This window comes from Dyadobacter sp. NIV53, from assembly GCF_019711195.1.
GTDB lineage: Bacteria > Bacteroidota > Bacteroidia > Cytophagales > Spirosomataceae > Dyadobacter.
The window spans coordinates 2,225,271-2,241,675 of sequence record NZ_CP081299.1; the positions used below are offsets into that span (position 1 = coordinate 2,225,271).

Consider the following 16,405-nt stretch of genomic DNA (forward strand, 5'->3'; position numbering starts at 1 on the left):
AGACCTGATTGCTTCATTGGCTTAAAAAAAGCAGTGAATCTTGCCCGCTTAGCGGCTACATGTTTACATAGCCAATAATTGGTTTAAACAGCACGAAAAAAACCTATTTCAATCATTTAAACGAAAATAGCAGCGGAAATATAAATGTTACGATAATAGTCCATACGACGTAAACGGGCAGGTAAAAGGCAATGGATTTCCCAACTGAGGTTATATCCGTTTTTTTGGAAAGCACCTTGTAAAGCTGCAAAGTTACCAAAAGCAGGTTGATCAGAATTAAAATATTGCTCCCCAGTACTGCGGCCCGGTTGGGTGTAATTCCCCATTCTGAAATCCTGAACAAAATGGCCGACAGCGCAATGCCATTAATTATTGCTGTGATAAATGATAATAGAAAAAGAACCCAGATTTCGGCCTGACTTTTAGTTGACTTAGCTGTTTCAGCCACAGAAAAGAAAATGATGGCCATAACGCCGATCAGCAATGCATTAAAAATCAACAGGAACTCACGGTCGTTATATGGATCCTTTCCTGAATAAACCATTGCCGTGAGATAAATGACCAGCATCACCAGAACTAGCGGGCTGAATATTCTCGCAATCACCGGTGAAACTCTCCCAACTAATTGCGGATTGGTCTGAGTAAGATAAGTACCAATAATGGGTGCGGCTGCAAGTCCGAAAATCCCGAAATAATCAAAATAAATTTTTTCTATTTCGAAGCCGATCAGTTTGAAAAGGTCAATGGTAACGCCCGTCATAATCGCACCTGCTATCAGGATAAGCGTAGTCATAACGATCAGATCACCGTTGTATCTTAAATAGCCAAGCCTTTTCTCCGCGTCATTTCTCTTCCCGCCAGCAAAAGCAAATCCTAATATTGCCCATAGAAATAAGAGCAAATGAATACATGACAAAACCAGAGTGTCACTTTTCTTAACATCGGGAAGGAAATTGATGTAAATTAAACCGAGAAGAGTTGTACCAGCGATACAGGCAATGTTACCCGTTGATAATTTATTCTTCCACGCAAAGTAGGTCGACAATACCGGGAAAACGATAAAACCGATATTCCTGGGATAAAAAAACTCTTCGTCAATAGAGAAAAGTAACGGCAGCTTAGCGACCAGTCCAGCCAGAAGGGAAGTTATGATTACAAAAGCCAGGTCTTTTCCAGTGCCCCAGATGATTTCTTCACTTACAAAATTTAACCTTTCATTCCAAAAGCCAACAAGCGTGTTGTCTTCCAGTTTGGGATACAGGCTTTTAAATGCGCGTTTAAAAGTTGGTTTGTCAGCCCGGTATAACCTTTCCAGCTGTCCGGGATTGTCGAGATTTGATAGGATTTGATCTTCCATACAACAGTGAATTGAATTCAGTCGATTAATAAAAAGTACTTTGCAATGCAAAGTAAATAAATAATAAAGACATTCTCCCAAGCGGTAGAGGTTTTTTTATTGGAAATTTTTTAAACCAGTCAAAGCCGCAATAGCTAAACTTTTTTAACCAGAAAATTCTGTATTAAAGTTAAATAGGAAAGACCAGGTGCCAGCGATGGAATAACAGTCAGAACAGGTAGAATAGGATCCGTTTCTTCGGGACAAAAAATATAGTACTATAACATTACTTCTGTTCAAATTCTGATTTTACTTTCTGATGCAATGTAATAATGCGCTCTGCAATACTTACACATTGCTGCTCTGGCATCTGGTCAAGTGTATTATGGACTGCATTACATAGGATTTTGCCTTCAAAGTCATAACCAGGCCCTTTTTGTTTTACGTACAACACTATTTCTTCCCATTCCGGAATCAGGGCTTCCGAAAAATATTTAGAGGTAATAATATTAAAATACCCTGCAAGTGATTTTAAACGCTGCTTTGCCATCGCTGCATCCGTGCTAAGGCCATTAGCCAGCTTCGAAAGTTCAGTATAGACGAAAATGTTGGATTTTTTCATGGTAGAGGATATAAAATATAAGCTATACGTAAACATACATTATTTCTACAAAATATGTAACCATATACGTATTAAATTTAGGCTTAGTTATGTGGATTTTCTTAATCATTCCATCTTCTAATTCGATACATACAATATACTGACTACATATTTTTTTTCTAGTAGGACGATCAGATAGAATCCATTCCAATCTACACTTAACCGTCATACAGGCCATTTAATGGACATTAAGCCCTATCCTTCTTTAAATCAGCACGTTCATAAAACAAATGCAAAAAAATAATTTGAATAAAGGTTCAATAATAATTTTTATTGTAAAATTAGTTTATATATATTACGTATAAATTCTATAATTAATAAAAATTATTTTACATTATTAAGCAATTGGCCTATCCTTCCCAATATCATTTCATGCATGATTGACTATTGATTTTCTATGTTAACGATCCTTTGGATATGAAAAAACTGTTGCCTTATTGCCTGTTGCGTGCCGCGTGCCGCAGCTTTTTGCTTTTAATAATGCTGCTCTCAGGTAATTTACCACAGCTTTTTGCCCAGTCAGGCTTACTACCTTTTAGAGATGATTTTAACAGGAGTACGCTTGGGGCAAACTGGAAAACAGATTTTGGCTGGTCCATTCAAAGCGGATCAGCTTACAGCCCGTATGATGCCGGGAACTTAATCACTGACTTAAACTATGCTGCTGATTCTTACATTATAGAAACATCCGCCATGGGCTTCACTGGGAGTTACTGGCGCGAATTCAGGATTACTTTCGGCCAGGATGATGTTGACGATCAAAAAACCTATGTCCTGAATTACGGGCCCGGTACAGACGGGTTACTATCGCTGGGGCGGGCAACGGATAATATTTTTTACCCGGATCCGCTTGACCAAACAAGCATTTATCCTGCATTAGCTCAGGCACAGTGGTATAAATTTAAAATAGCACGTTACAAAAGTGGCCTGATCCAAGTGTATCTTGATCAGGGGTCAGGATATGGCACCCTCCCTGTTTTGGAGGCAATCGACTCTGCTTACCAGCAACTTGGACATTTTGGCTGGACCATATCCACGCAGACCGCCGGCGAAGATTTTTATGTAGACTGGATTGAAGCCAGAAAACCCGAAATCGAAAAACCGGCTGTTCTGGAGAAACCCGTAGAAGACGATCTGATTACTCAGGTTTCCGCAGCTAGTGGTAAAGTTTATAAGGTTGCCAAACTTGTAAATGGTACTAAAATGTATACAGATCGCAATTATAAGATCACCTCAATACCAGCTTATCTGCAAGGCGCATCATTTATTCAAACAGCAAATGATGACAAGGGTGAAACGAACTCTTTGTGGCTCACCACATTCATGAAAAAACCTGTAGTAGTGTATATTGCCTATGACGTGCGGGCTAAAATCCTACCGGACTGGCTCAACGAATGGCATAAAACGGGTGACATTATTCGCACTACCGATCCGGGACCTGGCAATATGGAAGTATATAGTAAAACGTTAGAATACTGGCAGCAATATCCAAGACCGTTTATACTGGGGGCAAACCTGGCGAGTCCGGCAAAGGGATCCAATATGAATTATCTGGTAATTGCAGTACCAGTGCCTGCAAGCAAGAATTTAGAAGCAGAAGATGCAAAGGTTTTCGGCGCAAAAGTAGCCAATGACCATGTTGGATACAGCGGAAGGGGTTTTGTAGATTTTGTGAATCAAAAGCAGGATTATATTGAATGGACTACACAGACTGAGGTTCCGGGTACTTATAACTTCGGGTTTCAGTTTGCAAACGGGGACAAAATCAGCCGGTCATTACGGCTGACCATTGATGATATACTGATAGGAACATCTAATTTTATACCATTATCTGCAAATTGGAACAACTGGGCGTTTTATTCAGGTGAAAAAGCATATTTAAAACCCGGAACACATAAAATCCGGATAACCGCTAACGGAAGCAGCGGCCCAAACATTGATTATCTGATCGTTAATTTCAACTCTGATTATCCGGAGCAAACGCTTCCCGGTAGCTATGCACGCACGACGGCACCTGATTTTGAAATTGTAAACCCGCTTATTGAATCACGACCTATGGCATATCCAAATCCATTTGTAAGCAGCACAACTATAACCTATGTCCTGCCTGAAACAGCAGCGGTGAATTTAACCGTTTATACGATTCAGGGCCAGAAGCAAGCCGTATTAGTTGATCAGGTGCAGGCCGCGGGGAAATACGAGGTGAAGTTTAATGCTGGCGACCAGATAACCGGATCAGGATCATACCTTTATCATTTAAAACAAGGAAATACGGTTAGCGTTGGAAAACTTATTAAACAATAGTTTTGAGATAAAATATTTAACAGCTTTGAAACATAGAGAGCTACTTCGTTTGTTCATGATTTGTGAACAGATGAAGCAGCTCTTTTGATCAAAAATTCAATACGTTTTTATTACTTCGTTACTAAAAGCTTCACCACTTCTATGAAAACGTCTGACTGGATTTTTAGTACATAAATCCCTTCGGCCAAACGCAGGGAAGAAATATCTATCTCCGCTTTTACGCCTGATTTTTGTGCTTCTGGCTGTTGGATGGGATACGTCGTGCCTGACAGAGCTGTTAGCTGTAAACTGACTTTTCCCGAATGGCGGTCCGATACTTCAACCGTAAATAGTTTGCTGGCTGGGTTAGGATAGATTTTGGAGGTGACGATCTCTTCTGTTTCTTTTCCAAAAACCTCCTGGCTGATCCTGGCAACAGGCTTTATTACCGGTGAATATTCGACAATCAGCTGCGGTTGACTGGCCGTATTTTCCCGGCTGTTAAGGGTCACCTGACTGTTCTGGTTTGTTGGGTTTGTCAGGAAAATACTGGCTGTTTTGTCACCTGATGCTTGTGCTTTGATAAAAGTGGTGACATTGATCTCATAATATTTTGCATTATTGTCAACCAAAACAGAACCCAGAATGGCACCCGAGCTGGCCGGGGCAGTATCCCAGTTGATTCCGGTTTCACTCCACACGTCATTATTAACTCCATAAGCAGCTACATTGACACTGCTGTTATTCTGTGAATTAAGCCCATAAAATCTCAGTTTGGCCGTACTTACCTGGCCTATGTCAGTCAATGGAAATTTGAAGTAAACATTACGCTGATAGCTTGGAAGGCCTCCTGATTTAATTTCAAGATTGGCAGCGGAACCAAAATTGGTGGACGAGTAAGGCGTATTGCGGACAGTTGCATCGGCTATCGGACTAAGTATTGACTGCTGGACAGACACAACCTCAATGGCAGATATGAGAGGGCTGCCAGAAGCACCTGCCGAAAAATCAATGTTAAGCACTCCGTCCGTTACAGTTACGGTAAACGCTTCCTGTCTGGCACGCATGGCACCGCCCGCTGCTGCAAAAATATCATAATTGTTTAGCTTTCTGCTGCCTTCAATATTCACGTTAAAACGGCGTTTATTGGTTCCCGGTGAGCCGCCCTTGCCTGGTACGCCCCAGAAAAGCTCAGCAAAATGCAGTACAACGCTCACGGTTCCACTAGTTACAGGAATGCTGTAACTGAAAGAAGCACCGACACGCGCGTTGCGATAGAGTTCATCATCTGTGGTATTCAGGATGTCACCAGAGGTAATTGAAGAAATCTTTGAAGTGCCGCTGAAATACTGGTCAGCTGTAAATTGCCGGTTCGAAGAAGCCATAAATGAACTTCCACCGGAATTAATGCGGAAACTGGTTTCTGGCTCAGGATCTACTCCGATATTCTGAAAGAAATAAACGGAACCTGCATCAACCAGCTTATTTTGTTCCTGTGCATCATCATCATCATAAGGTGCCCCTACCAGGATATTTCTTCCGCTGACAGATACTGAAAAGCCAAAGCGGTCATCGGAACCCGGAACCGCAGCAGTCAGTTTTTGCTGCTGTCCCCAATTATCCGCACCACCCTGGTTTTTCCCAAAAACATAAGCTGAACCCTGAGCTGTATTAGCTCCTACAACAGCATTGTCCCCGTTAAGAGAAGCTGAATAACCAAAAGAATCCGGTGAACTTCCTGCCGGGGCAGACAGCTTTTTGACCATACCCCAATTAGCTATCCCACCCACGTCTTTTTTATAAATGGTGGCAAAGCCGTTTCCTCCAACCGATGTGATCAGTGCATAATCGCCGCTCATTGATACCGACAATCCAAAACGTCCATTCTTTACCCGTACATCACTGGTTATTTTTTTGATCTGCCCCCAGTTGTTTTCTCCCCCGGTATTTCTTCCATAAAGATAAGCACTTCCGGAATTGATCAGGTAATTTTTCTCCGAAGCATCCTCGTCCTCATCCGGAGACCCAACCAGCAGATAATCACCGCTGATAGCAACACTGGCACCAAAATGATCCGCTCCGGTAAGTATTGATGCAGTAACATTTTTTACCAAATTCCAGGTGCCCGGACTACTGAAATCCCTCTGATAGATGTAAACGGATTGCATACCTAATGCACCAACCGCGATAAATTCGTTGTTAACAAAAACAGAATAGCCTACCTGTAAACCCCAATACTGATTTTCAGGTGTAATCGGAATTGGAAGTTTAGAAACCAGACCCCAGTTGTTGGGTCCACCCTGGTTCTTTGAATAAACATAAACAGCGCCTCTACTTACTGACAGACCTTCATAAGGAGTACCTACCACAACGAGCGTATCATGAATGGCTACCGAATACCCATATTTATTATCTTTTCTGCGGTAATCGGATATCAGCTTTTTAACCTGCTGCCAGTCGCCATTGTCATTGTAAAGAACATAAGCTGCCCCAGCAGACCGTACGTAACTTTTTCCGGTTTCATCCACATCATCATTAAATGCACCGACCACGGCATAGTTACCGCTCACCGCAACTGCCGAACCAAACCGGTCATCTGGCATCGGTCTCATGATGCGCAAACGCTGATCTGTTTCTCCCAGATTTTCAGAGAAAACGTAAACAGCACCCGTCGATTCTATTTCGTCATACACAAAAAAATCATATGGAGCTCCGCCGACAGAACGTCCGCCGTGCAACGCAACGTTAGACCCAAAACCATCACCATAACCATATGGTTCAGTATTTATAGCTGTATTATTCCATTTTTCAGATCCATTCGGTTCTTGTTTAAAGACAAAATTTGCACCTGTGGTTGGATCCTCACTGCGATTCGGAGCACTTACTCCAATTTCATTGCCATCAATGGCTACTGAGACACCAAATTGCTCACCGCTTATAAGATAAGGATCATAAATCTTCTGTACACGGGACCAATTCCCTAAGCCAATGTGGTCATTTTTGTAAATGAGTACTGAGCCGGCATAAGTCAGGTCATTTCTTATTTCACTTAGATTATCGCTTGAGAATCCAATCACAGCGTAGTCGTCTGTTATGGCAACCGGGAACTGGTAATAATGAAATGTCTCAGAATCCTCAGGTATCGTGATTTGCTGTAAATTCCCCCATTGATCCGTTCCATTTTTGTCACGTTGAAACAAAGTTGCAGGAACTGCTTCAGAAGAAATCATTAAATAAGAGCTACTGATGGAGACATAGGTACCAAAACGGTCGTTTTCAATTCTGGAAGCAGCAACAACCTTCCGAATCTGTCCCCAGCTATCACTGCCTCCCAGATTCTTTTTAAAGATAAATGCTGATCCGGAATTACTAAGAGCATTTTGTCCGGCAGCATCGGTATTATTCTGTGGTGCTCCTATTACTGCATACTCACCTTTGATAGAAACTGAACTGCCGGAAGCTAAGGGAACAGAAAGCATTTTCACAAGCCCCCAATTATCGGTACCGCCTACGTCTTTTTTGTAGATGGATGCACCTGCCGCAGTACCGATCATTAGGTAGTCTGCATCCATTGCCAGATCCAATCCAAAACTACCAGGATTAGCAGCTGTAATTTCTTTGATCTGTACCCATTTCCCAGCAACATTTTTAGAAACATACACTATTCCGTTACGCCCTCTGGCTGCAATATAATCACCGTATATAGCAACTGCGGTACCATAACCGGTATTTTTTACCTGTGTTTCATCAGTAAGCAGGTTTCGGTCACTCGCAACAGTTTTTGCGGTTTGCTGCCAGTCCTGGGCAAAAGAAGCATGCAAATAAAAGAGAAAAACAACAGCCAGAATAGCTGTTCTGAGGGCAAATAAATTTGTCTTCATACGTTGGGTTGAGTAGTTAATCCATCAAAGTGAATAAATCAGTATTATACCCTGATTTATTACATTATGTATCCAAATATTACTAACGTAAGCCCCAACCATTCGATTTTTTATTTTAGAACCTTACGATTTGCTAGGATTTTGGGCTATAGCCCGGTCTTTTTCCTGATTCCGGTCTCTTGCAGCTTCGTTTTTGGCTTCGTCGATTTCCTCACAATAGGTTACTACGTACATCAGTGGAACGGTTGTTCTGTCCGCCGCATTGGAAAGTTGTAATATCGCTCTGTCGGCTGAAGATTTATCGAAACCTATAAAATTACCGCGGATCTTTTCTCCAGGTATTTTCTGGAATTCGATAACCCTGTTGAGATATTTTTCTGCCCTTTTTTGCAGACCGGTAAGTTGTAGTTCAGCCATAGTTTCGTGTATTTAACTTAGAGATAATTGTCAATTTACTGAATAAATTCATTTTTATTCGATTCGCACAAGCGCACAAACTACCATTATAGAAGTTTCTTGTATTAATTATAAAATTTATTCTAAATTGCTTCTTCGAAAAAATTGTTTTTTTAATTCAATAATAACAAGTACTTCTATTGAAGCCTGATTCTTTATCAAATATTCAAAACCAATTTTGTACTGTATTATGCGGATCAAAAGAACTTGCTCATCCGGTAAAAGCAGGGTTTGGCAGCCAGGTTACTGACTTCTTTGGTCATATACTCAATACAAACGACTGGCCTCCGCGCTGGTATTGTGGCAATTGGACCGATTTCCATGGCTGGCTGTATATCCTGTCCGACATTGGGATCTGGGCGGCTTACTTTGCAATTCCATTTTTACTCCTGAAATTGATCAGGAAGAGAAAAGATATTCCCTTTCACAGGGTTTTCCTGTTGTTTATTGCCTTTATCCTGCTTTGCGGCCTGACCCATTTGATGGACGCCATTATTTTCTGGTGGCCTGCGTACCGGCTAAGTGCCCTTATCCGGCTTGCAACCGCGATCGTATCGGTTTTTACGGTCTATGCGCTTTATAAAATCCTCCCTTTGGTTTTCACACTAAGGTCAGTCGGGGAACTGGAAGCTGAAATACAAAAAAGACGTATTCTTGAAGATAAACTGGCTGCAAGCGAATTTTTATTATCCGAAGCCGGGCGGATCAGCAGGGTTGGCGGCTGGGAAACTGATCTGGTTACGGGCAAAAGAACCTGGTCCAATACTGTATTTGATATCCTGGGCCTGCCGTATGATTTTCCAATAAACGGATACAATGTAACTGAGCAGTTTCAGCAGCCTTATCGTGATCTGATCAACGAAGTGATGCAGGATGCCGTAACAAACGGCACCGACTGGGACAAGGAACTTATACTGGTTACGGCACAAAGCGATATTATCTGGGTCCGATCGACAGGCAGGCCGGTGTATGATGCGGATGGCAGGATCATCAAACTCAGAGGTACGTTTATGGATATCGACCGCTATAAAATTACCGAAATTGCATTGAATAAATCCCTCGAGCTGACATCACAAAACAACAGGCAACTCAAAAGTTTTACGCATATTTTGTCCCATAACATCCGTAACCATGCCAGCAATCTGGCCCTGATCTCTTCACTGATCGATAAGGACAGGCTTGAGCCGGACAATGCTGAACTATTTGAGAAGATCGAAAATATTTCTATCGGATTAAATGAAACCCTGGAAGATCTTTCAGAAGCGATTAAGATCAAGGAAAGTATAGTCAATTCTGAGATCAACGATTTTACTGCAATTGCCGAAAAGGTGCTGGATATATTTGCTTCGGACCTGGAAGTAAATAAGGTCCGAACAGAAATAGCATTTGAAACATTACACGTCCGTTTTCCGCGGATCTACCTGGAAAGTATTCTTACCAATCTGGTTTCCAATGCGATTAAATACCGTGATCCTGAGAAAGATGCTTTTGTTATCTTAAAAACATATAAGGACAATAATCAAAAAACGGTTCTGGAATGCTGCGATAACGGGTTGGGCCTCGATCTGGTTTTGCATGGCAAAAAGCTGTTTGGTTTATACAAAACCTTCCATGACCGAAGTGACGCACACGGAGTAGGTTTGTTTTTGGTCAAAACCCAGATAGAGTCCCAGGGAGGGCAAATAGAGGTAGAAAGTACACCCGGTACAGGTTCGGTCTTTAAAATCATTTTCAATGAATAAAATAAACACGACGTGGATCATAGATGATGATACTACGTACAGATTTGCTATCCAGCTTGTGCTCAAACGCGCAGAAATTACGGACAACATGGCGTTTTTTCATCACGGAAAAGCTGCCCTGGACGTTCTGAACGAGCTAATCCGGGAAAATGGTGTGTTGCCAGACCTGATCCTTCTGGACATTAATATGCCGGTTCTGGATGGCTGGCAATTTCTGGATGCATTTAAAAAGATAAGCCCCGGGTTGGATCATGAGATCAGGATTTATATGGTGAGTTCTTCCATTGACGAGGAGGATTACAAAAGGGTAAAAGAGATCGATGCCGTTACAGACCTGATTATCAAACCGATTTCGGTAAAGGATATACAAAAAATCTTAGCTGCTTTTCAATAGTATCAAGCTTTGAATATTCAAACCCGAATAACTTTAACTTAAAAGATCAATCGTTAATCGGAACAGGATATGGTTTTAGACTTGCATTATTTCTATTTCGAGCAGGATTAAATCGTCTATATTGTACCTTATCACAAATTCTTTTGTATTACTATCGGCCGTCGGCATTCGGCTTCCAAATTGATGCATGAAAGGAGATTTTGGATGACTGCCGATTGCTGATAGCAATACTGTCTAATAATACAATTATTGATTAGCTATGTTCATCAAAAAAATTAATATCAGCTCTAAATTCCTGTGCCTGAAAAGCATACCCATTGCAATTTAGTATAATCATAAACAGTTAGATTTGTCAAATAAATTTTACAATAATTAGTTTAATTATAGTTGCATCGCTAATCTTGTATCAAGATTATTAAATATGCTAACCTTATCAGATTTAATGTAAATTCATAAAATTTGATTTATTCTTTCATCACATACTGAAACTCGTTATAATTAAAAATGAAATTTATTCTTTCAACTGCAAAGCTTTGATATGGAATAAATTCTATTTGAATATATCATGAAAATAAAAATATTGTATCTGGAAGATTCGCCTGAAGAAGTATTATCCGTCAGCGACATTCTCACCAAAAGAAAATTCTTTCATGAAGTACTGGCAGTAAAAACCAGAGATGAGTTTGTAAAAGCCTTATATGATTTTTTGCCCGATATCATTGTTTCCGAATATAGCCTCCCGGATTTTAGTTCAGCAGAAGCGCTTGCCATACTAAGAGAAAGCAGAATAAAAATACCTTTCATTCTCTTTTCCGATGGATTGTCCGATGAAAAGGCAGATGAACTATTAACAACAGGTGCAGACGATTATATTGCAAAAGACCAGCCTGGCCGGCTTTCAGGAGCAATCCACCGAAACCTGGAAAAATATCGCCTGGGGAAAGAGAACCAGAACCTGCAGGAGGCATTAACAAAAAGTGAAAGGCGTTTTCGTACTTTGGTCGAGAATAGTGCCGACGCCGTTGTGATACTTAACAGGGAAAACCGGCCGACGTACATATCGCCTTCAGTTTATAACATACTGGGTTACACACAGCAGCAGATTATGGAAATGGATCTGTTTGCTCTGGCTCATCCGGACGATCTTCCGGCATTGGCGAAAGTCATGGAAGAAATAATTGCAAATCCCGGAATGGCTATAAAAGGGCATACCGGCCGGATGCTGCATCATGACGGAAGCTGGCGATGGATAGAAGCAACTGTGACCAATCTGCTGGATGATCCGGCTATTAACGGGATTGTTGATCATTTCAGGGACGTTACCGAAAGAAAGCTGGCTGAGGATGCAATTATTACCAATGAACACAAATTCAGGCATCTTGTTGAAAATAATTCCGATGGCATGGCAATTATGTCTGCTGATGGCAAACCGATATATGTTTCCCCATCCGGCAAAAACGTATTAGGCTATAGCATCCAGGAAAGATTGCAGCTAAACATGTCGATTCTGGTTCATCCTGATGATACTATTCCTTTGTTAAATGTGCTTAAAGATGTAATAGCGAACCCCGGCATTGCTATTGACAGTCCGGCTACACGCATGAAGCACAAAGATGGAAGCTGGAGGTGGATAGAGGGTGTACTGACCAATTTGATAAACGAACCTGCCGTTAATGGCATTGTAAACAATTACCGTGATATCACACACAGAAAGCTTAGTGAAGAAAAAATTCTCCATCTAAACCGCCTTTACGCGTTTCTAAGCCAGATCAACCAGGCACTGGTACATGCAACTGATGCACAGACTGTGTATAAAAAAGCCTGCCATATTGCGTGTGAAACGGGGAATTTCAAAGCTGCGTGGATAGGCATGCTGGATATAAGGAACCAAAAGATTGATCTGGTGGAAAGCTCGGGTATATCTGACGAGGACCTGTTTAAATTTAAAAATGTCACCTATATAAATAATGGCCCGCTGCAACAGGTTGTACAAACCGGCACTTATTATGTAAGCAATAATATCCAGGAAGATCCTTCATTAGCACCCTTGCGGCATGTAGCCGCTCATGCAGGTTATAAATCAGGTATGATACTGCCCATAAGGCAATCGGGCAATATCATAGGCAGCTTTAATTTATACGCATCTGAAACCGATTTTTTTACTGAAGACGAAGTTGTTTTACTGGAAGAAGCAGCAGGTGATATTTCATTCGCACTCGATGTGTATGAAAAAGAGAGACAAAGGCTGCTTGCCAATGATCTCCTTAAACACAAAGAATTACGCCTGAACCAGGCGCAGGCTATTGCACATCTTGGCAGCTGGGAACTTGATTTGTCTACCGGAATTGGTATATGGTCAGCCGAAGCATGCAGGATTTACGGCCTGCCTGAAAATGACCAAATCCAAAGTGCTGAATCTTGGATGTCCTTTGTGCATCCTGATGATCTGAAATATGTAATGAGGATGAATGAAGATGCACTGAATTCATTGCAGAACACTGCATATTATCTTCGTATAATCCGGAAAGACGGGCAAATCAGACATTTGCATATACAAACACAGTTTGAAGTTAACCATTATGGAAAACCGGTAAGCCTGTACGGGGTTATGCATGATGTAACGGAAATAGAACAATCCCAGCAGGCACTTCGAAATTCGGAATCCAACCTGCAGGCCATTTTTCAGAATACCTCCGAAGGCTTTATACTTACGGATTCCAATGCAAGGATCAGGTACTTCAATAATAAAGCCCAGGATTTTAAATATGCCAATACCGGAAAAGAAATCAGGGTTGGTGATAACCTGCTGGATATAGTTGGTGCATCCAGAAAAGAAAATTATAAGGAAGCAATTACAAACGTATTATTGGGAGAAACCTGGCAGTACGAACAGGCATACAACAAAAAAAATGAAAAAAAGGAATGGTTTCATGTAACCGTTAACCCGGTGTATACCGGCCAGCAAATAACAGGGCTGAGCCTGACCATTACAGAAATAACAGAGCAAAAAATTGCACAGGAAAAGCTTCAGAAGTCAGAATCCAACCTGAATGCAATTATGAATAATACGGATGCATTTATTTATTCGCTTGACACGGATTTTAATTACATCACCTATAATCATGCGCTCGAAAGTATGATGAAAGAAGTGTATGGAATAGATATTGCTCCCGGATATAATATTTTTGATTTTATCAGACAGTTTGATCCGGAATCGGTACGGGAATGGGAACAAATTAACTACAAGGCACTTAGTGGGGAAATAGTGAAATTTGAAAAAGAAATTTCCACAAACGGATCATACTACTATTTCCACTTTTCTATTCACCCGATATGGGAAAACAATACGGTTACCGGCCTTTCGTGTTTTGTAAATAATATTACAAGGGAAAAACAGGCTGACGAAACGATCAGATTTAAAGCCGATTTATTAAACACCATCGGGCAGTCGGTCATAGCAACAGATCCGGATGGCGTTATTAATTACTGGAATAAGGCGGCTTATCAGATTTATGGCTGGACAGAACAGGAAGCAAGTGGCAAAAATGTGATGGACCTGGTCTCGTCGCAATCAAGCAGGGAACAGGCAGAGGAAATTATGGAAGCATTGAACCTGGGCCATAGCTGGTCCGGGGAATTCAGGGTGCAACGGAAAGATGAAACCCAATTCATTGCCCATGTTACAAATACACCGATTTTCGATCAGCGCCAGAAATTGGTTGGCATCGTTGGTATCTCATCGGATATTACAGAAAGCAAGGCACTTGAAGGTCTTTTGGATGAAGTCACCAGCATGGCCCGTATTGGTGGTTATGAATCCGATATTGTAAACAATGAGGTGTTCTGGTCACAGATGACCAGACAGATACATGAGGTAAGTTATAATTTTGTACCGGATATTGAGAATGCGTTTTCATTTTTCAAGGAAGGTTCAAACCGGGAAAGCATGATCGCGGCTTATCATGAAGCCATCGAAAAAGGTACGTCTTTCGATCTTGAATTGCAGATGATTACGGCAAAAGGAAATGAACGATGGGTGCGCGTAATTGGCGAGGCCGAGTTTGCAGACGGAAAATGCACCAGGATTTACGGCAGTATACAGGATATTGACATCACGAAAAAGGCAGAACTGGAAGTGTTGAAATCCTCCGAAGAAAAGAATGTAATCCTGGAAAGTATCGGAGATGCTTTTTTTGCCCTGGACCGAAACTGGATTGTTACCTACTGGAACAAAGAAGCTGAGCTCCTGCTAAGTTGCCCTAAAAATGAAATACTGGGTAAAAATATCTGGGATGTTTTCTCGGATGCGATCGATACTCCTTTTTATACGCATTATCAGAAAGCTATTGCTCAGAATACCATACAACATTTTGAGTCCTATTACCTAAGATATAACAAATGGTTTGATGTTTCGGCTTACCCGTCAGCAAGTGGATTGTCAGTTTATTTCAGCGATATTACCGAACGGAAACTATCGGAGTCCAGATTGAATGAACTAAATAAAAACCTTCAGGATTATACCAATGAGCTTATCGCCTCCAACAAAGGCCTGGAACAATTTTCATATATAGTATCGCACAACTTACGGGCACCGGTGGCCAATATCATCGGCCTGGCCGGGCTTGTAAGCCAGGACAATTATCCTGCGGAGGTAAAGGCTGAATTTCTGAGTGGAATTTTACTCAATGTAAAACGGCTGGATGACATTATTGTTGACTTAAATACGATTTTACAGGTTAAAAGAGAAGTTAGCGAAAAGAGAGAACCGGTGAATCTTGAGGAACTGGTGGATAGTATCCAATGGAGCATACATGGCATAATTGTTAAAGAACAGGTACAAATTGATACTGATTTCCAGGCAATAAATGAACTGACTACGCTGAAAAGTTATCTGCACAGTATTTTCTATAATCTGATACTGAACAGCATCAAATACCGTCAGCCGGAAATACCTCCTGTGATCAGATTAAAGAGCAGCCTGAATCGCGGAATAGTTACAATTTCGGTTAGTGATAACGGAATGGGAATTGACCTGAATAAGAAAGCCGGACAGGTATTTGGCCTGTACAAACGTTTCCATCAGCATGTGGAAGGCAAGGGTATGGGATTATTTATGGTCAAAACCCAGGTAGAAATGCTGAATGGAAAAATATCTGTCCATAGTGAAGTCAACAAAGGCACTGAGTTTATTATTGAGTTCAATTCTGACGATTACCAAAATCCGGAAACATGAAAATATCCCATCGCTTTATTGTTGTTGATGATGACTCCTTCAATAACCTTGTTTGCAAATACACTATTTTGAAATATGACGCCAGTGCTGATATTCAGCTCTTTACAGACCCTGAAAAAGCACTGGCAGTGATCAGAGAAGAATTCGGCAATATAACAGAAGGCCTGGACACAGTACTTTTTCTTGACATAAATATGCCCATCATGAGTGGGTGGGAATTCCTAAATGAGTTTGAGACTTACAGCCAAAATATACACCGGCAGATTACTATTTATATACTTTCCTCCTCCATTGATCCCGGCGATAAAATAAAAGCAGATGGTAACACATTCGTGAAAGGTTACTATCCAAAGCCACTTGGCATTGAAACAATGAATCAAATATTTGGCTAAATGGAAATTTTGCAACTATCCAAACCC

Annotated in this window: 9 protein-coding genes; 5 read left to right on the forward strand and 4 right to left on the reverse strand. The window is 41.1% G+C overall.

From position 1 onward, the window contains the following. Positions 1-112 precede the first annotated feature (112 nt). Together KZC02_RS08970 and KZC02_RS08975 are read right to left on the reverse strand one after the other, a co-directional pair. Positions 113-1,357, reverse strand: a complete 1,245-nt coding sequence (locus KZC02_RS08970) for a hypothetical protein (protein ID WP_221393796.1) — start codon at positions 1,355-1,357, stop codon at positions 113-115. Between the two features lie 265 nt (positions 1,358-1,622). Further along, positions 1,623-1,958, reverse strand: coding sequence for a hypothetical protein (locus tag KZC02_RS08975; protein WP_221393797.1), 336 nt, complete (start codon positions 1,956-1,958; stop codon positions 1,623-1,625). Between the two features lie 456 nt (positions 1,959-2,414). Here KZC02_RS08975 and KZC02_RS08980 point away from each other — a divergent pair, with 456 nt between their 5' ends. Next, a complete protein-coding gene (locus KZC02_RS08980; protein WP_221393798.1) occupies positions 2,415-4,301 on the forward strand; it encodes a T9SS type A sorting domain-containing protein in 1,887 nt (628 codons plus the stop codon). A 110-nt stretch (positions 4,302-4,411) separates the two neighbouring features. On the opposite strand, the gene KZC02_RS08985 is transcribed toward KZC02_RS08980, so the two are convergent. Then, complete coding sequence (locus tag KZC02_RS08985; RefSeq protein WP_221393799.1) at positions 4,412-8,161, reverse strand: malectin domain-containing carbohydrate-binding protein; 3,750 nt, start codon at positions 8,159-8,161, stop codon at positions 4,412-4,414. A gap of 123 nt (positions 8,162-8,284) precedes the next feature. Next, complete coding sequence (locus KZC02_RS08990; RefSeq protein WP_221393800.1) at positions 8,285-8,578, reverse strand: hypothetical protein; 294 nt, start codon at positions 8,576-8,578, stop codon at positions 8,285-8,287. A 179-nt stretch (positions 8,579-8,757) separates the two neighbouring features. Here KZC02_RS08990 and KZC02_RS08995 point away from each other — a divergent pair, with 179 nt between their 5' ends. From KZC02_RS08995 to KZC02_RS09010, 4 genes are all read left to right on the forward strand, one after another. Further along, positions 8,758-10,359: an ATP-binding protein gene (locus KZC02_RS08995; protein WP_221393801.1), complete on the forward strand. Its 1,602-nt coding sequence runs from the start codon at positions 8,758-8,760 to the stop codon at positions 10,357-10,359. Further along, positions 10,352-10,753: a response regulator gene (locus tag KZC02_RS09000; RefSeq protein WP_221393802.1), complete on the forward strand. Its 402-nt coding sequence runs from the start codon at positions 10,352-10,354 to the stop codon at positions 10,751-10,753. Before KZC02_RS08995 ends, KZC02_RS09000 begins: the two co-directional genes overlap by 8 nt. A 565-nt stretch (positions 10,754-11,318) precedes the next feature. Then, positions 11,319-15,986, forward strand: a complete 4,668-nt coding sequence (locus tag KZC02_RS09005) for a PAS domain S-box protein (RefSeq protein ID WP_221393803.1) — start codon at positions 11,319-11,321, stop codon at positions 15,984-15,986. Continuing rightward, entirely contained in the window at positions 15,983-16,378 is a 396-nt protein-coding gene (locus KZC02_RS09010; RefSeq protein WP_221393804.1) for a two-component system response regulator, read from the forward strand. Before KZC02_RS09005 ends, KZC02_RS09010 begins: the two co-directional genes overlap by 4 nt. The last annotated feature ends 27 nt before the right edge of the window (positions 16,379-16,405 follow it).